This window comes from Vibrio quintilis (assembly GCF_024529975.1).
GTDB classification, from domain to species: Bacteria; Pseudomonadota; Gammaproteobacteria; order Enterobacterales; family Vibrionaceae; genus Vibrio; species Vibrio quintilis.
Genome location: NZ_AP024897.1, coordinates 340,033 through 357,544 on the forward strand (window position 1 = coordinate 340,033; position 17,512 = coordinate 357,544).

A 17,512-nucleotide genomic window follows, 5' to 3' on the forward strand; every position below is an offset into this window, starting at 1 on the left:
ACTCAGCTATCCTTTTTCTTGTGTTGTGACGACCCTGAACGCTTTTGTCTTTTTCTGGGTTGTCCGTTATTGCTTCCTGAACGTGCGCCGCCGGTATTCGTTCTCCGGGCTGGACGTGATGACTGCATTTTCAATGGCGGAGGCAAATCTGTCAATAAAGCTGATGCGTCATAATCAGAGACAGGAATGGAGTGATCAATGTAGCTCTCAATCCCTGGCAGGTTGATGGCGTATTCTTCACAGGCAAAACTGATGGAATGACCGCTCGCTCCTGCTCTCCCGGTTCTGCCAATCCGGTGGACATAATCTTCACTGTCATCAGGTAAATCATAATTAAATACATGTGTCACCTGAGGAATGTGTAATCCCCGTGCAGCAACATCCGTTGCAACCAGAATATCCAGCTGTCCCTGAGTAAATTGCTCTAAAATCCGTTCCCGTTTTTTCTGAGGTACGTCCCCGGTTAATAGACCAGCCCGGTGTCCGTCTGCTGCCAGATGGCCCCAGATTGATTCACATTTGTGCTTGGTATTGGCGAAAATGATTGCCCGATCGGGCCATTCTTCTTCAATGAGCGTTTGAAGCAGGGACATCTTATGCTCATTCGAGGGATAAAATAGTTCTTCTTTAATCCGGTGTCCGGTTTTCTGTTCCGGTTCAACAACAATATGCTCTGGCTGATTCATGTGTTCAAAGGCCAGCTCCTGAACCCGGTAAGACAGTGTAGCAGAAAACAACATGTTCAGACGTTCCTGAGGGGCTGGCATCCGGCGGAATAAGAAGCGGATATCTTTAATAAAGCCGAGATCAAACATCCGGTCTGCTTCATCCAGGACAACTACCTGAATATTATTCAGATTGAAAACACGCTGTTTATAAAAGTCGATGATGCGACCCGTTGTTCCGATCAGAATATCGACGCCATCTTTTAACCGTGATAACTGCTTATCATAGCTTTCGCCGCCATATGCGAGTGCCACTTTTATACCTGAGCTTTGTGCCAGTGGTTCAGCATCATGAAAGATCTGTATGGCCAGCTCCCGGGTTGGTGCCATGATAATCGCTCTTGGATTATCTGGCTTGCGTCCTTCATGCGCGGGAACTGTCAGTAAATGATGAAAAGTAGCAGCAAGAAACGTTAAGGTTTTACCAGTCCCTGTTTGGGCCTGGCCTGCAATGTCTTGGCCGGAGAGCAGTACCGGCAGCGCCAAAGCTTGAATCGGGGTACAAAATTCGAACCCTTTTGTTGTCAAACCTGTCTGAATTTGGGGATGTAATCCCAAATCGGCGAATTTTTGCTCTGTGATATGTGTCTTTTTCATCACTATAGAATATCAGCTTAAGCTTGCAATACGGAAGTAAATACATTCCAATAGGACATCTAAATACTGATCATTATGCAATCAGTTCAGGAAAAACATTGGAGTTGAAGATGAGTGATAAGATTTTGCAGCTTAGTGATGAAGGTTTTGAGGACAGTGTAATCAAAGCTGCAGGCCCTGTTCTTGTGGATTTTTGGGCGGAATGGTGTGGTCCATGTAAAATGATTGCTCCGATTCTCGATGAGATCGCAGAAGAGTTCGAAGATAAACTCACTATCGGAAAACTAAATATTGATCAAAATGCGGATACACCGGCTAAATTTGGTATTCGTGGTATCCCGACTTTATTGTTGTTTAAAAATGGTCAGGTTGCCGCCACAAAGGTTGGTGCGTTGTCGAAGACCCAGTTGGTTGAGTTTTTAGACTCACATTTGTGATCTGGAGCAAAAACCGTATATAGAAATATGTACGGTTTTGCACATAAACTTACAACTATATCTGGACTCGATGTTTAAATGGTGCTAGTTTATCGCACGTTGATTAAATATGTGTTCACTTCTTGGTCAATCCTGAGGCCAAAGTCTATCTTAACCTTAACTTAGCAAACAGATCCTAATTTTGACTAAACAATTATCCACCACAATGAATCTAACAGAATTAAAGAACAGACCTGTGTCTGATCTCGTGAAACTCGGTGAAAGCCTCGGGCTGGAAAACCTCGCGCGACTAAGAAAACAAGATATTATCTTCTCTATATTGAAGGCTCATGCGAAGAGCGGAGAAGATATTTTTGGTGATGGCGTGTTAGAGATTCTGCAGGACGGTTTCGGTTTCTTGCGTAGTGCAGATAGCTCTTATCTGGCTGGTCCGGATGACATCTATGTGTCACCCAGTCAGATACGTCGTTTCAATTTGCGTACGGGAGATTCTATCTCCGGCAAAATTCGCCCACCGAAGGAAGGCGAGCGTTATTTTGCGTTGCTGAAAGTGAATACAGTTAACGACGACAAACCCGATAATGCACGCAGTAAAATCCTTTTTGAAAACCTGACGCCATTACATGCCAATGAGCGTATGATCATGGAACGTGGTAATGGCTCGACAGAAGACATTACAGCGCGTGTTCTTGATCTGGCATCACCAATCGGTAAAGGACAACGGGGGCTGATTGTTGCGCCACCAAAAGCTGGTAAAACCATGCTTTTGCAAAATATAGCCCAGAGTATTGCTTACAATCATCCTGAATGTGAATTGATGGTACTTCTGATTGATGAACGTCCGGAAGAAGTGACAGAAATGCAGCGTTTGGTGAAAGGTGAAGTGGTTGCTTCGACTTTTGATGAGCCGGCATCCCGTCACGTTCAGGTTGCTGAAATGGTGATTGAAAAGGCTAAACGCTTGGTTGAGCACAAAAAAGATGTTGTCATCTTACTTGACTCAATTACACGTTTGGCCCGGGCATATAACACGGTTGTTCCTTCATCAGGTAAAGTCTTAACGGGTGGTGTTGATGCCAATGCATTGCATCGGCCAAAAAGATTTTTCGGTGCTGCACGGAATGTTGAAGAAGGCGGAAGCCTTACCATTATTGCCACCGCCTTGGTTGATACCGGCTCTAAAATGGATGAAGTCATCTATGAAGAGTTCAAAGGTACCGGTAATATGGAACTGCACCTGAATCGTAAGATTGCTGAAAAGCGTGTTTTCCCTGCGATTGATTTCAATCGATCTGGTACTCGTCGTGAAGAGTTGCTGACAAAAGCAGATGAATTACAGAAAATGTGGATTCTGCGTAAAATCGTTCATCCAATGGGTGAAACTGATGCAATGGAATTCCTCATTGATAAACTTGCGATGACAAAAACCAATGATGAGTTTTTTGATGCGATGAGACGTCAATAAAACTGAGCATGGTTCCGAATTTGAAAAACATCACCATCATGGTGATGTTTTTTTATTGCATTCTGTTTCGTCTCATCCCACTATTATTCTATCCTTCTGAAGGTAATTCGCATACAACAAGGAATGTTGATGTTATTGCTTCTTTTCTGTCTGTTATGGACAAATGTCTCATATGTATATGCTGAGGAGTTAAATGATCACTCCAGAGAGCAGATATTACACTCACCTCAAATTCAAAGTCAGCTACAAGAATTACGTATGTTCCTTTATAGCGAGCAAATTGATGCGCTGAACTTTTCTTTACAGCGAATCGCATTGCCCGGTCAGGAAGCTGTCCGCTATTTGCTGTTAAAGCGCATTGAGCAGGAACAGGTTGCGGTGTCATTTAAGATGAAGCAATTTGTACAGGCTCAGCTGTCAATCAAGCCTGTCTATTATGTGTCCGAGAAAAGCGATGGGTACATATTTACAGTGCCGGCCTTTGATTTTCCTTCTGTTTCTAACCGCTTGCTCAGAATCTGGAAGCATGACCAAAGCATCATCGAGATGGTGCTCAGTATTGAGCAGCAAAAGTTTGACCTCCAGTCCTGGCTTTCTGGTGATGAGAGTTTAATCAGTTTGCATGAGTCATTGTTGATTCAGGAGCTTGATGGTTTATCTGAGGATGCTGTTCGTTACTTAACTCATCAGCTCATTCATGAGTCTGTCACCAGCTGGCTGCCTTCAACAAGGTTGATGTCAGCATTAGCCAGAAAAAGCCACGATGCAGATCTATACCGGCTGCTATGGCTGATGCGGTCTGATACTTATTCTGTCGCTGAGTTACATCGTCTCTCTGCACTTACTGATTCTTTCTCTGTCGGGCAGATTATTGCTGCTGCACATAATCCCCGTCTAAGACAGCCCGCGATTAAAATTCTCACCGGTTTAAGACCGATGCCGGACAATGTGAAGCACTTTCTCATTCTGCAGATGAGCCGGTCTGAGACTGCTGAAGTGACAGCCCGGGCTTTGATAAAAGAAGGGTATAGTCACTGGTTGCAAGATCTGATGCAGGGGAATAACAAGATTAAGCGTCGTATCATCCAAAGGTTTATTGGGCTTTAAATGAGATGTCGGTTTAAATAATAGCGGTTAAATTTCTTGTATTCATTTACCACTCTCTGCTGTGCCGCTATGTTAGAAATATCAGTCAGACTTGTATTCTTTTTGTTATACTGCTTCGTACATTTCCCAGAACAAGATGCCTTATGATTTTTAAGGATTTACGCGATTTTATCCAATATCTTGAAGATATTGGTCAGCTCAAACGTATTCAACATCCGGTTGATCCCAGGTTTGAGATGACAGAAATATGTGACAGGACATTACGGGCTGGTGGTCCTGCATTATTATTTGAAAACCCGATTGGTTATGACATGCCTGTGCTGGCTAATTTGTTCGGCACCCCTGAGCGTGTGGCGATGGGAATGGGGCGCGACAATGTTCAGGAACTCAGGGAAGTCGGAAAATTATTAGCCTATCTGAAAGAGCCGGAACCGCCGAAAGGGTTTAAGGACGCTTTAAATAAGCTCCCGGTATTCAAACAAGTCTTAAATATGCCGGTAAAACGACTGAAAAAAGCACCTTGTCAGGACATTATCTGGCAGGGCGATGAGGTTGATCTGGATAAAATTCCAGTTATGACCTGCTGGCCCGGTGATGTGGCACCGTTAATGACGTGGGGATTAACGGTTACCCGCGGACCAGTGAAAAAGCGCCAGAATCTGGGGATTTATCGTCAGCAGAAGATCGCAAAAAATAAAATCATTATGCGTTGGTTTTCTCATCGTGGCGGTGCGACAGACTTTTTCGACTGGCGTGAAGCGCATCCGGGTGAACCATTTCCTGTGTCCGTTGCTTTTGGGGCAGATCCGGCGACACTTCTGGGGGCGGTGACTCCTGTTCCGGATACATTATCTGAATATGCTTTTGCCGGTTTACTGCGGGGCAGCAAGTCAGAAGTCGTGAAGTCTGTTAGCAATGATTTGGAAATTCCCGCAAGCGCGGAGATTGTACTGGAAGGATATATCGATCCGGAAGAATACGCAGATGAAGGGCCATATGGTGATCACACCGGTTATTTTAATGAAGTTGAACGTCATCATGTGTTTACGGTTACTCATATAACAATGCGTCAGAATCCGGTTTATCACAGCACTTACACCGGTCGGCCACCTGATGAACCGGCAGTTCTGGGTGAAGCGCTGAACGAGGTGTTTGTTCCTATATTACAAAAGCAGTTTCCTGAAATTACGGATTTTTATTTGCCACCGGAAGGATGTTCTTATCGTATGGCAATTGTGACGATGAAGAAACAATATCCGGGTCATGCCAAACGCGTCATGATGGGAGTCTGGTCGTTTTTACGCCAGTTTATGTATACCAAATTTGTTGTGGTTTGTGATGATGATGTCAATGCAAGAGACTGGAAGGATGTCATCTGGGCAATCACAACACGCATGGATCCGGCCCGGGACACAGTGCTGATCGAGAATACACCCATTGACTCTCTTGATTTCGCTTCTCCAAAAGTTGGATTGGGTTCTAAAATGGGAATGGATGCAACCAATAAATGGCCCGGAGAAACAGAACGGGAATGGGGTAAACAAATTCAGAAAAATGCTGATGTTGTTACCAAAGTCGATGAAATGTGGGACGAGCTGGGAATTATGTAAGTCATAATTACTTGTGAGTTTGTATGATGAAATATTGCCTTAAAGGGCATGATGTTCATTACTATTTGATTGTTATCCGGTATGGGTAATTCTGAGGAAGTTTATGATAATTCAAAGTAAAGTTAAGTCGATTCAGCCTTTAGCCAGCAATACCTATAAAATATTATTACTGCCGTCGACTCCCGTTTCATTTAAACCCGGACAATATTTGATGGTCGTGATGGGAGAGCAGGATAAGCGTCCTTTTTCCATCGCAAGCAGTCCCTGTCGGCATGAAGGCGAGCTGGAGTTACATATCGGGGCTGCAGAACACAATGCTTATGCTTTTGAAGTCGTTGAAATGATGAAAGCTGCAATGAATGATGATCTGGAGATTCATATCGATGTGCCTCATGGTGACGCCTGGCTGAGAGAAAATTCAGAACGGGATCTGCTCCTGATTGCCGGAGGAACAGGGTTTAGCTATGTTCGTTCAATCTTAGATCATTGTTTGAGTCAGTCTTTGAAGCGGAATATTTTTCTTTACTGGGGAGCGAAGGATAGTCGTCAGCTTTATGCCATGGATGAGTTGTATCAGATAGAAAAACAGAATGACAACATTAAGTTTATCCCGGTGATCGAGATGGATGACAGCCAATGGCAGGGTAAAACCGGTAATGTGATTCAGGCAGTGAGTGATGACTTTGAGTCGCTTGCTGATGTAGATGTGTATATTGCGGGTCGGTTTGAGATGGCAGGTGTCGCCCGGGAACAGTTTACTTTGAATAAACATGCCCGAAGTGATCACATTTATGGCGATGCTTACAGCTTTATCTGAAAGCCTTCATTTTTAGCCTTCAAACGAACGAGCCGCATTATCGCGGCTCGTCATTTTTTATCTGTTACAAAATTTGTTTTAAAATTCTGTCTGCTTTAACCCGTAAGATTCGTTTTATCAATCGTTGTACGGCTGGCGGGTACGTTTCCAGAGAATCAATTTGCTTATACGTACAGATAAGCTGTGTATGCTGAAGAATATTTTCGAACTCTTGTTCAAATTTACCGGTCAGATGACCATGATGATCCTGAATCAGGAGGCCATTTTCCAGATCCAGTCGCCATGCCCGGGGGTTGAGGTTATTACCCGTGATCAGCATGTACTGACGGTCAACCCATATCCCTTTCAAATGAAAACTATTGTTATCATGCTTCCAGACATAAATAGATAGCTGCCGACTGGCTATTTTATCTTCATTGGCTTTCGCAAAGCGGCGAAGGTTTAATTCATATAAATAGGGCAAACCACCAATGGTTTTAAATTTTTCTTCGGGTGGAATATAAAAATCATTTGCGGTTTTATCACCGACAATAAGATTCACTTTGACACCACGTTTTAGTGCCCGCTTTACCTGAGTTGCAACGCGTTTGGGAAAGTTAAAATATGGCGTACAAATGAAGATCTCTTCCTCGGCCCGGGAGATCATATGACTGATGTGTAAATTCAGGTGATTACTCTTTTTACCGACACCAACTAACGGGGTGATTCCTACATGATTCGGTGAGATTTCCTGATGTTGAAAAGGGTATTCCGCCTGAGATAAACAGTTTCTGAACTGACGAATCACTGGTTTCAGCTCTTTTGTCACCGGTCGGGATGGCGTGGCCAGGTTGTTGACGGCCGGATGAGCGAGCATCTGGCAGTTGATAAAGCCTGCCATTGAGTCAGCTAATGCTTTACTTTGAATGACATGATAACGATCAAAGCGATAACGGTTTTGATATTGCAGATAAACATTATTCAAACTGGCGCCACTGTATATCACTTCATCATCGATGATAAACCCTTTCAGGTGAAGAACGCCGAAGACTTCTTTTCCACGCACAGGAATACCATATACAGGAACCTGATGCTCACTGGACAAGGCAAAAGATTCATACATCGCAGCGTTACCTTCTGACTCTTCTGCACCAATGAGTCCACGTTGTGCTCTGTGCCAGTCGACACAGACATTGATATCAAGTTCGGGATTGCGTTGCTTGGCTGCATACAGTTCAGTCAGAATTTCTTTGCCAGCTTCGTCAGCCTCTAGATAAAGCGCAACAATATAGATGCGATGAGTGGCCTGACGAATCGCTTGAACCAGATGGTGCCGAAATTGCTCTGCTGAGAATAAAACCTGGAAGTTTTCTGGTTCTATTGCAATTGTTGGCAATTGTTCGAATAAGTTTCTACGAGCGATCATCGTTAGCGAGTTACCCCAATAGACGCAAAATTGCAAAGCATTAATACTACCAAATTCATCGATCTCATAGCTATAACTTGTTTTTGGTTGTAAACATATGACATCAGATCAACTTTTAGGTTCGCTTTGTCAGACTGAACGCGAAATTCTACCCTGAAAATTATTATTGAAGCCAGAAGTGAATCAATTTTTTTCTTTCCGGGTAAAACTCAGTCTGCTCAACCAGAATGATCAGGAGCCTGATAATATGTACTTCATGGGTACAAGCTGCTTTCCCTGACGGGTATATCGTTGGTAGAGGGTATGAACAAGACCTGGCAGTTCATCCGCTTTCTGAGACCGGAAATGGTGGGCTCTGTAAAAATCTTCTAAATAAGGTAGTGCAAAACAATAAACCTGCTCATTGAGTATCTGCTGTTCGCAAAATGTCAGCAGTTGATGAGCAACTCCCTGTTGTCTCTTCTCTGTCGCTACGGTCATTCCGGTTAACAGTTGGTAGGGTGATATATTTCTGAATCTGACAGCGGCGCAAATATGATGCTGACTATCTTTGGCAATAATAACCAGCTCATCTTTTTTTGCTTTTCCGGCAGGATAGTGCTGTTTATAAAAGCGCTGAATGAGTGGTATCTTAATAGGATCGAGTTGTTCGAATAATAATTGATTCATGAGAATCGTTTTGAGCAATCTTTATATGGATTTTAGTTTACCGGATTGATAGAAAATCATGCAAATACATTCGAATGCCAGCCTGCGTTCTTATCATACTTTTGGTATTGCTCAACGTTGTAAATTTTTAGTTGAGGTGAGTTCAGTTGAAGAACTGATCGATATTTATCGCCGGCCGGAGTGGCAAAGTTTGCCAAAAATGGTTTTGGGGCAGGGGAGTAATGTGCTGTTTACGACTTTTTATGAAGGCGTCGTGATTATAAATCGTCTGAAAGGAATGACGGTGAGTGAAGACAGCAAAAGTTATCGGCTAAAAGTTCATGCCGGGGAAGATTGGCCTGCGTTGGTTGAGTCTGCGGTCAGACAAGGAATTCCCGGCCTGGAGAATCTTGCCATGATTCCGGGTTGTGCCGGCAGTGCGCCAATACAAAATATTGGTGCTTATGGTGTGGAGTTTAAAGATGTATGTGAATACGTTGATTATCTCTGTCTGGAAACTTTTACCGTTCACCGTGTCAGCAAAGACGAATGCGGCTTTGGATACCGGGATTCAGTGTTTAAACACCACCTTTATCAGAAATCAGTTGTGGTTGGTATCGGATTAATTGTATCAAAAGACTGGATGCCACAAACCCGTTACGGTGCTTTATGCCATTTACCATCTGATGTCAGCGCTGAAGATATTTTTGAACATGTCTGCCATATTCGTCAGGAGAAACTGCCAGATCCGGAACTGACCGGAAATGCCGGCAGCTTTTTTAAAAATCCGGTGATTACCACCGAACAATATCAGCGTTTGAAAGCGCGCTTTCCCAACATTGTGAACTATCCGCAGGAACACGGCGTTAAACTGGCTGCCGGATGGCTGATTGATCAATGTGGTTTGAAAGGCACCCGGATTGGTGACGCGCAAGTACATCCGAATCAGGCACTTGTTTTGGTGAATCAGGGAAATGCGACTGCGGAAGACGTGATCCGTTTAGCTGGCCATGTTTGCTCCCGTGTCTATGAAACCTATGGGGTTTCTCTTGAACATGAAGTCCGGTTTATCGGGGCTGAAGGAGAAGTCTATCTGAATGAATTGCTGAAAAAGGAATGCGACGAATGAAAACGCATCAGGCGAAATTAACTATATTGTCATTATTATCTGACGGGCAATTTTATTCCGGGGAATATTTGGGAGAAAAGCTTGGTGTTTCCAGAGCGGCAGTCAGTAAACATATTAAAGGCATTCAGGATTGGGGTGTTGATGTTTTTCGTGTGCAGGGAAAAGGTTATCAGCTTGCTCAACCGATACAATTGTTGAATGAAGATTTAATAAGGCAACATGTTTCAAACCCGATAGCGATCCATCCTATCATTGATTCGACAAACCAGTACTTACTGGAACGGGCCGGCGAAATAGAGTCAGGTACTGTCTGTCTTGCCGAATATCAGTCAAAAGGACGGGGACGGAGAGGACGTCAGTGGAACTCGCCGTTTGGTTCTAATCTTTATTTCTCCATGTACTGGAAACTGGAAGCCGGAATGGCAGCTGCTATGGGATTGAGTCTGGTGGTTGGTATTGCGGTTATTGATGCTTTGAAAGCGCTTGGTGTTAATGATGTGAAGCTTAAATGGCCGAATGATCTTTATTATCAGGATAAAAAACTGGCGGGAATTCTTGTTGAAGTATCCGGTCAGGCAGGTGATGCCGCGCACTTAATTATTGGCATGGGGATGAATCTGTTCATGAGGAAGGAAGAAATCTCAATTGAGCAGCCATGGACGACACTTTCTCAGGTCTTGGGAGAGCAGATGATCGATCGAAATGAACTGGCGGTTGCATTAATTCGTTCCTGGAATGAAACCTTAAAAGGCTATGAAGAAAAAGGTATTGCGGGCTTTGTAGATTCCTGGAATGAAGTTGATAACTTTATTAATCGTCCGGTGAAGCTGCTGATGGGGGAGCGGATCATCCGCGGTATAGAAAGAGGAATTGATGCCCATGGTGCTGTTCTGCTGGAGACAGAAGAAGGGATTCGTAGCTTTGTTGGCGGTGAAATTTCATTAAGAAGTGATGAAAAACAGGATGACTATTAGTCATCCTGTGTGCTGAATATCCGGGAAAACTGATATGAATTTATTGTCGCAATAAAATTTGCTCAACCGTATGTGTTTCTCCCTTACATAAGATCAGCTGCGCTCTTTCTCTGGTTGGTAAAATGTTTTCCTGTAAGTTTTTACCGTTTATTGCGTGCCAGATATTTTTGGCAATGGAGATCGCTTCTTCTTCCGCCAGCCGGGTATAGTGACTAAAGTATGACCCCGGCGTTTTGAATGCGCCATGCCTGAACTTCCTGAATCTTTCTATATACCATTTCTCGATGAAAACTGGGTTTGCATCAACAAAAATCGAGAAATCAAGAAAATCAGAAATAAAAACCCGGTGTGGCGCATGAGGATAATCCATGCCACTTTGCAAGACATTCAATCCTTCCAGAATCAGAATGTCGGGGTTATTGACAACTTTTTTTTCCTCTGTGATGTCGTAAGTTAAATGAGAGTATATTGGAGCAGCTACGTCGGGTTTTCCTGATTTTACATCGGATACAAACTGTACCAGTCGTTTGATGTCATAAGACTCCGGAAATCCTTTTTTTTGCATGATTCCTTTTTCAAGCAAAATTTCATTTGGATAAAGAAACCCATCGGTTGTAACCAGCTCAACCTTGGGATGATTTTCCCAGCGGGAGAGAAGAGCCTTCAGCAGGCGGGCCGTTGTACTTTTTCCAACCGCAACGCTGCCGGCAATACCAATCACAAAAGGAGGAACTCTTTTTCTTCCTAAAAACTGGTTGAGAATTGTATTTCTGGTTTGACGTGAAGCGACATATAAATTCAGTAGTCTTGCCAAAGGTAAATAAATTTCAACTGCTTCCTTCATGGTCAGCTGTTCATTAATGCCCTGTAATTCACGCAGATCGCTTTCTGACAGCGTCATTGGAACTGAATTGCGAAGTTCCGACCATTGATATCTATCAAATGATAAGTAAGGATTCATAATATACCTATGACTGAAATCGGCAGGTACAGCAACATACCCCAAGAAAAAAAGAGAAAGCAACAAACAATGACAATATATTAGGTTACAGCAGGGAAAATTGTCTGAAAAAGCAGCGAATAAGCAAAAACATGAGAAAATTGAATTTTTTTTTGTAGAAAGACTTGCAAGGGATGAAATCATTCAATAGAATGCGCCCCACTTACGCCGACTTAGCTCAGTAGGTAGAGCAACTGACTTGTAATCAGTAGGTCGCCAGTTCGATTCCGGCAGTCGGCACCACTTTATTCTTGAGAGAATAGAGTGAGTTAAAAATTTGGAGGGGTTCCCGAGTGGCCAAAGGGAGCAGACTGTAAATCTGCCGGCTCCGCCTTCGATGGTTCGAATCCGTCCCCCTCCACCATATTCTTTAGGAAATAGCTCTTAGAGTTACTACGTGTGCGGGCATCGTATAATGGCTATTACCTCAGCCTTCCAAGCTGATGATGCGGGTTCGATTCCCGCTGCCCGCTCCACTCTATTAAGAGTGCTGATATAGCTCAGGTGGTAGAGCGCATCCTTGGTAAGGATGAGGTCGGCAGTTCGAGTCTGCCTATCAGCACCAGCTCTAAGCAAACATTTCCTTTTGTTATATACTTTATTACCAATAATTTTGGTTGCGTGGTCATAAAGCCACCTTAAATCCGTACCTAGAGGGACTATTATGTCTAAAGAAAAATTTGAACGTACGAAACCGCACGTAAACGTTGGTACTATCGGCCACGTTGACCACGGTAAAACAACGCTAACAGCAGCAATCTGTACAACACTTGCAAAAGTGTATGGTGGTGAAGCGAAAGATTTCGCGTCAATCGATAACGCGCCTGAAGAGCGTGAGCGTGGTATCACAATCGCGACTTCACACGTTGAGTATGACACTCCAAGCCGTCACTACGCACACGTAGACTGTCCTGGACACGCGGATTATGTGAAAAACATGATCACAGGTGCGGCACAGATGGATGGTGGTATCCTGGTTGTTGCAGCGACAGATGGTCCAATGCCACAGACTCGTGAGCACATCCTTTTGGGTCGTCAGGTAGGTATTCCTTACATCATCGTATTCATGAACAAATGTGACATGGTTGATGATGAAGAGCTGCTTGAGCTGGTAGAAATGGAAGTACGTGAACTGCTTTCAGAATATGAATTCCCAGGTGATGACCTGCCAGTAATCCAGGGTTCAGCTCTGGGTGCACTGAACGGTGAGAAGCAGTGGGAAGACAAGATTGTTGAGCTTGCAGAAGCTTTGGATTCATATATTCCAGAGCCAGAGCGTGCAATCGACCAGGATTTCATCCTGCCAATCGAAGACGTATTCTCAATCCAGGGCCGTGGTACAGTAGTAACAGGTCGTGTAGAGCAGGGCGTTATCACAGTTGGTGATGAAGTAGAAATCATTGGTATCAAAGAAACAACCAAGACAACTTGTACTGGTGTAGAAATGTTCCGTAAGCTGCTTGACGAAGGTCGTGCAGGTGAGAACGTAGGTGTACTTCTGCGTGGTACTAAGCGTGATGAAGTAGAACGTGGTCAGGTACTGGCGAAGCCAGGTTCAATCACACCACACACGAAGTTCGAGTCAGAAGTATACGTGTTGTCGAAAGATGAAGGTGGTCGTCACACACCATTCTTCAAAGGATATCGTCCACAGTTCTACTTCCGTACAACAGACGTAACAGGTTCAATCGAGTTACCGGAAGGCGTAGAAATGGTTATGCCTGGTGACAACGTGAAAATGGTTGTTGAACTGATTGCTCCAATCGCGATGGACGATGGTCTTCGTTTTGCGATTCGTGAAGGTGGCCGTACAGTAGGCGCCGGTGTTGTTGCTAAAATCATCGCATAATGATTTGACTTAACACTAGTAAAAAGGGCATCATTTGATGCCCTTTTTCTGCACTGAAGATATATATTGATTAGTTGTTAGTCAATCGTTGAGAAGTTGAACAGAAAAAGTTATTTATCTGGTTCGATATATAGCAGTTAGGTTGTATATCAACCGTATTGCCCTGCATCAGCGGGGTTATTGTCGTCTATATTAAGACTAGTAACAGGTTGGTTTATGAAAGCAAATCATGCTGAAACTCCTGAGAGCTCCAATGCAGTTGATAAGTTTAAGTGGTTTCTTGCTCTTGTTCTGTTGGCTGCTGCAGTAGTAGGTAACTCATTTTACGGTGAGACAGTCTCCATTGTTATCCGGGCAGCGGGCGTCATTGTTTTGATTGCAGCTGCGTTGGGTATCGCTGCGACAACAGTTAAAGGTCAGATTGCGATTAAGTTTGCCCGCGAAGCAAAAATAGAAGTACGCAAAGTGGTATGGCCTACTCGTCAAGAGACGATACAGACAACGCTTATTGTTTTGGCTGTATGTGTTGTAATGGCACTAGCTCTATGGGGTATTGACGGTATTATGGTTCGTCTTGTTGCATTCGCAACAGGAGTATAGAGGGTTTAATTCATGAGTGAAGCTCCTAAAAAACGCTGGTACGTTGTTCAAGCCTTTTCCGGGTTTGAAGGACGGGTTGCTCAGTCATTACGTGAGCATATAAAAATGCATGGAATGGAAGACTTATTCGGAGAAGTTCTGGTTCCTACCGAGGAAGTCGTTGAGATGCGAGCAGGCCAGCGACGCAAGAGTGAAAGAAAGTTCTTTCCGGGATATGTACTTGTGCAAATGATTATGAATGATGAATCCTGGCACCTTGTACGTAGCGTTCCCCGAGTGATGGGCTTCATTGGTGGTACATCAGATCGTCCTGCTCCTATCACAGACAAAGAAGCAGATGCCATTTTAAATCGTTTAGAAAAAGCAAGCGAAGCGCCTCGTCCGAAAACGATGTTTGAAGCGGGTGAAGTTGTTCGAGTGAATGATGGTCCATTTGCTGACTTCAACGGTACCGTTGAAGAAGTTGACTATGAGAAGAGTCGCCTGAAAGTATCAGTATCGATCTTTGGGCGTGCAACTCCGGTTGAACTTGAGTTCGGCCAGGTTGAAAAACTGAGCTAGAAATAGTTTCTCAGGGTTGTTTGTTGTGCGAATTATGTCTATAATTTCGCCCCCCTTATACAGGGTCTTTATTTTAACCGGGGAGCTGATCGAATGATTAGCGTCAGAACCCAAATATAGGAAATATCATGGCTAAGAAAGTTGAAGCTTATATCAAGCTGCAAGTTGCAGCAGGTATGGCTAACCCAAGTCCACCAGTTGGTCCAGCTCTGGGTCAGCATGGTGTGAATATCATGGAATTCTGTAAAGCATTTAATGCAAAGACAGAATCTATCGAGAAAGGTTTGCCGACACCTGTTGTTATCACAGTCTACAATGACCGTTCGTTTACGTTTATTACTAAGACGCCACCTGCATCAGTTCTTCTGAAGAAAGCTGCGGGTATTAAGTCTGGTTCAGGTCGTCCAAATACTGAAAAAGTAGGGACTGTAACTGACGCTCAGCTTCAGGAAATTGCAGAAACTAAAGCTGCTGATATGACTGGTGCTGATATTGAAGCGATGAAACGTTCTATCGCTGGTACTGCCCGTTCAATGGGCCTAGTGGTAGAGGGTTAATATCATGGCTAAATTAACAAAGCGTATGCGTACTATCCGCGAAAAAGTTGATGTAACTAAAGAATACGATATCAATGAAGCTGTTGCACTTCTGAAAGAATTAGCAACTGCAAAATTCGTTGAATCAGTTGATGTTGCTGTAAACTTGGGTATTGATGCCCGTAAATCTGATCAAAACGTTCGTGGCGCAACTGTACTGCCTCATGGTACAGGTCGTGAAATCCGTGTTGCTGTATTCACTCAAGGCGCAAATGCTGAAGCTGCTAAAGAAGCAGGTGCTGATCTGGTTGGTATGGAAGATCTGGCTGAACAAGTGAAGAAAGGCGAAATGAACTTCGACGTAGTTGTTGCTTCTCCTGATGCAATGCGTGTTGTTGGTCAGCTGGGTACAATTCTTGGTCCTCGTGGCCTGATGCCAAACCCGAAAGTTGGTACTGTAACGCCTAACGTTGCTGAAGCTGTTAAGAATGCGAAAGCAGGTCAGGTTCGTTACCGTAATGATAAGAACGGTATCGTTCATACAACTATCGGAAAAGTTTCTTTCGATGTTGAACAGCTGAAAGAAAACTTAGAAGCACTTGTAATTGCTCTGAAGAAAGCAAAACCATCTACAGCGAAAGGTACTTTCCTGAAGAAGGTAAGCATTTCTACAACAATGGGTGCTGGTGTAACAGTGGATCAAGCAACACTGAACACTCAACAAGCATAATTTATTTGATCAGGCGCGAAAATTATGTATAATTTTGCGCCTGAATTTGTGGTTGGGGCTGAACTTCTTGTTTAATTTAAGCAAAAAACAGTCTCCGTCCAAGACCGTAGGTGTTTTCCTTCAGGAAACTTAATTGTCCTGCGTAGATGGTGCCCGAACTGACAGAAAGCTCTATGTTATATAGTTATCTTTCTTCTGGGAATGCACCTCAATAGCTCTCATTACTGTAAAAATGGTAATGAGTGGTGTAACGACAACCAGGAGTAAATCCAAAATGGCTTTAAATCTTCAAGACAAAAAAGCAATTGTTGCTGAAGTCAACGAAGCGGCCAGTGGTGCACTTTCTGCAGTTGTAGCTGACTCTCGTGGTGTAGATGTAAGTGCGATGACATCTCTTCGTAAACAAGCGCGTGAAGCGGGTGTTTATTTGAAAGTTGTTCGTAATACATTAGCACGTCGTGCGGTTCAGGGTACGGATTATGAGTGTCTTAATGACACTTTTGTTGGTCCTACTCTAATCGCGTTCTCTAATGAGCACCCTGGTGCTGCTGCGCGTCTTTTCAAAGACTTCGCGAAAGAGAATGACAAATTTGAGATTAAAGCTGCTGCATTCGAAGGCGCAGTTGCTGACGTTGAAGTACTCGCAACACTACCAACTTACGACGAAGCGATTGCACGTTTGATGATGTGCATGAAAGAAGCTTCTGCTGGCAAGCTGGTACGTACTATCGCGGCTCTACGCGATCAAAAACAAGAAGAAGCTGCGGCATAAGCCTTGCTTTTTACTGGTTGCAAAATAAACTTATTGTTGACTTAAAAGAGAATTGTTATGTCTATTACTAACGAGCAAATCCTAGACGCAGTTGCAGAAATGTCTGTAATGCAAGTTGTTGAACTTATCGAAGCAATGGAAGAAAAATTCGGCGTATCTGCTGCAGCTGCTGTTGTTGCAGGCGGTGCTGCTGCTGGTGGCGAAGCTGCTGCTGAGCAAACTGAATTTGACGTAATCCTAACTGCTGCTGGCGGTAACAAAGTTGCTGTAATCAAAGCAGTACGTGGCGCAACTGGTCTTGGCCTGAAAGAAGCTAAAGCGCTTGTTGACGGTGCTCCATCACCTCTGAAAGAAGGTGTTGAGAAAGATGAAGCAGAAGCGTTGAAAGCTCAACTTGAAGAAGCTGGTGCATCTGTTGAAGTTAAGTAATCTATACTTAATAGCTTAGCCGAAAGGCTAATGGCTGGTGGTTTATTGACCACCGGCCTTTTTGCGCTGTAGGGTGTCGACGGTTTTTCCCGCTGTTTAGGCGTTCGATATCCATGCAAAG

18 protein-coding genes and 4 tRNA genes are annotated in these 17,512 nt (G+C 43.8%); 18 read left to right on the forward strand and 4 right to left on the reverse strand.

Annotation, left to right across the window (positions count from 1 at the left end):
- Positions 1-2: 2 nt before the first annotated feature.
- Positions 3-1,322: an ATP-dependent RNA helicase RhlB gene (gene rhlB, locus OC443_RS01615; protein WP_073585488.1), complete on the reverse strand. Its 1,320-nt coding sequence runs from the start codon at positions 1,320-1,322 to the stop codon at positions 3-5.
- Positions 1,323-1,432: 110 nt separating this feature from the next.
- On the opposite strand from rhlB, the gene trxA reads away from it, so the two are divergent.
- The 5 genes from trxA to fre all read left to right on the forward strand — a co-directional run bounded on the left by trxA (position 1,433) and on the right by fre (position 6,758).
- Positions 1,433-1,759 (forward strand): thioredoxin TrxA, encoded by a 327-nt coding sequence (gene trxA, locus OC443_RS01620; protein ID WP_073585487.1) that lies wholly within the window; start codon positions 1,433-1,435, stop codon positions 1,757-1,759.
- Between the two features lie 205 nt (positions 1,760-1,964).
- Positions 1,965-3,224, forward strand: a complete 1,260-nt coding sequence (gene rho, locus OC443_RS01625; RefSeq protein ID WP_073585486.1) for a transcription termination factor Rho — start codon at positions 1,965-1,967, stop codon at positions 3,222-3,224.
- Between the two features lie 129 nt (positions 3,225-3,353).
- Positions 3,354-4,331, forward strand: a complete 978-nt coding sequence (locus tag OC443_RS01630; protein ID WP_083601725.1) for a hypothetical protein — start codon at positions 3,354-3,356, stop codon at positions 4,329-4,331.
- 143 nt (positions 4,332-4,474) lie between these two features.
- Positions 4,475-5,941, forward strand: a complete 1,467-nt coding sequence (gene ubiD, locus OC443_RS01635) for a 4-hydroxy-3-polyprenylbenzoate decarboxylase (RefSeq protein WP_073585484.1) — start codon at positions 4,475-4,477, stop codon at positions 5,939-5,941.
- A 103-nt stretch (positions 5,942-6,044) separates the two neighbouring features.
- The gene (gene fre, locus OC443_RS01640; protein ID WP_073585483.1) at positions 6,045-6,758 is read left to right on the forward strand and encodes an NAD(P)H-flavin reductase; all 714 of its coding nucleotides are present in this window, start codon (positions 6,045-6,047) and stop codon (positions 6,756-6,758) included.
- 64 nt (positions 6,759-6,822) lie between these two features.
- Here the strand turns inward: fre and pssA are convergent, their stop codons facing one another.
- Positions 6,823-8,163, reverse strand: coding sequence for a CDP-diacylglycerol--serine O-phosphatidyltransferase (gene pssA, locus OC443_RS01645; RefSeq protein ID WP_073585482.1), 1,341 nt, complete (start codon positions 8,161-8,163; stop codon positions 6,823-6,825).
- A 231-nt stretch (positions 8,164-8,394) separates the two neighbouring features.
- A complete protein-coding gene (locus OC443_RS01650; RefSeq protein WP_073585481.1) occupies positions 8,395-8,832 on the reverse strand; it encodes a GNAT family N-acetyltransferase in 438 nt (145 codons plus the stop codon).
- A 58-nt stretch (positions 8,833-8,890) separates the two neighbouring features.
- On the opposite strand from OC443_RS01650, the gene murB reads away from it, so the two are divergent.
- Both murB and birA read left to right on the forward strand, forming a co-directional pair.
- A complete protein-coding gene (murB, locus tag OC443_RS01655; protein WP_073585480.1) occupies positions 8,891-9,940 on the forward strand; it encodes a UDP-N-acetylmuramate dehydrogenase in 1,050 nt (349 codons plus the stop codon).
- Entirely contained in the window at positions 9,937-10,914 is a 978-nt protein-coding gene (birA, locus tag OC443_RS01660) for a bifunctional biotin--[acetyl-CoA-carboxylase] ligase/biotin operon repressor BirA (protein ID WP_073585479.1), read from the forward strand. Before murB ends, birA begins: the two co-directional genes overlap by 4 nt.
- A 40-nt stretch (positions 10,915-10,954) precedes the next feature.
- Here the strand turns inward: birA and coaA are convergent, their stop codons facing one another.
- On the reverse strand, positions 10,955-11,875 hold the full coding sequence (gene coaA, locus OC443_RS01665) for a type I pantothenate kinase (RefSeq protein ID WP_143169404.1): 921 nt from the start codon (positions 11,873-11,875) through the stop codon (positions 10,955-10,957).
- Between the two features lie 206 nt (positions 11,876-12,081).
- Between coaA and OC443_RS01670 the strand changes: the two genes are divergently transcribed.
- The 11 genes from OC443_RS01670 (at position 12,082) to rplL (ending at position 17,391) form a co-directional block, all read left to right on the forward strand.
- A tRNA-Thr gene (locus tag OC443_RS01670) sits at positions 12,082-12,157 on the forward strand.
- Between the two features lie 36 nt (positions 12,158-12,193).
- A tRNA-Tyr gene (locus OC443_RS01675) sits at positions 12,194-12,278 on the forward strand.
- A 37-nt stretch (positions 12,279-12,315) separates the two neighbouring features.
- A tRNA-Gly gene (locus OC443_RS01680) sits at positions 12,316-12,390 on the forward strand.
- Positions 12,391-12,403: 13 nt separating this feature from the next.
- Positions 12,404-12,479, forward strand: a tRNA-Thr gene (locus OC443_RS01685).
- 99 nt (positions 12,480-12,578) lie between these two features.
- On the forward strand, positions 12,579-13,763 hold the full coding sequence (tuf, locus tag OC443_RS01690; RefSeq protein WP_073579957.1) for an elongation factor Tu: 1,185 nt from the start codon (positions 12,579-12,581) through the stop codon (positions 13,761-13,763).
- A 216-nt stretch (positions 13,764-13,979) separates the two neighbouring features.
- On the forward strand, positions 13,980-14,363 hold the full coding sequence (secE, locus tag OC443_RS01695) for a preprotein translocase subunit SecE (protein ID WP_073581114.1): 384 nt from the start codon (positions 13,980-13,982) through the stop codon (positions 14,361-14,363).
- Between the two features lie 12 nt (positions 14,364-14,375).
- Positions 14,376-14,924 carry a transcription termination/antitermination protein NusG gene (nusG, locus tag OC443_RS01700; RefSeq protein WP_073581116.1) on the forward strand — a complete coding sequence of 183 codons (549 nt, stop codon included), beginning with the start codon at positions 14,376-14,378 and terminating at the stop codon, positions 14,922-14,924.
- A gap of 128 nt (positions 14,925-15,052) precedes the next feature.
- On the forward strand, positions 15,053-15,481 hold the full coding sequence (rplK, locus tag OC443_RS01705) for a 50S ribosomal protein L11 (protein ID WP_073581118.1): 429 nt from the start codon (positions 15,053-15,055) through the stop codon (positions 15,479-15,481).
- A gap of 4 nt (positions 15,482-15,485) precedes the next feature.
- Positions 15,486-16,190, forward strand: coding sequence for a 50S ribosomal protein L1 (rplA, locus tag OC443_RS01710; protein WP_073581120.1), 705 nt, complete (start codon positions 15,486-15,488; stop codon positions 16,188-16,190).
- Positions 16,191-16,464: 274 nt separating this feature from the next.
- Entirely contained in the window at positions 16,465-16,962 is a 498-nt protein-coding gene (gene rplJ, locus OC443_RS01715) for a 50S ribosomal protein L10 (RefSeq protein WP_073581122.1), read from the forward strand.
- A gap of 57 nt (positions 16,963-17,019) precedes the next feature.
- Positions 17,020-17,391 carry a 50S ribosomal protein L7/L12 gene (rplL, locus tag OC443_RS01720; protein WP_073581124.1) on the forward strand — a complete coding sequence of 124 codons (372 nt, stop codon included), beginning with the start codon at positions 17,020-17,022 and terminating at the stop codon, positions 17,389-17,391.
- The last annotated feature ends 121 nt before the right edge of the window (positions 17,392-17,512 follow it).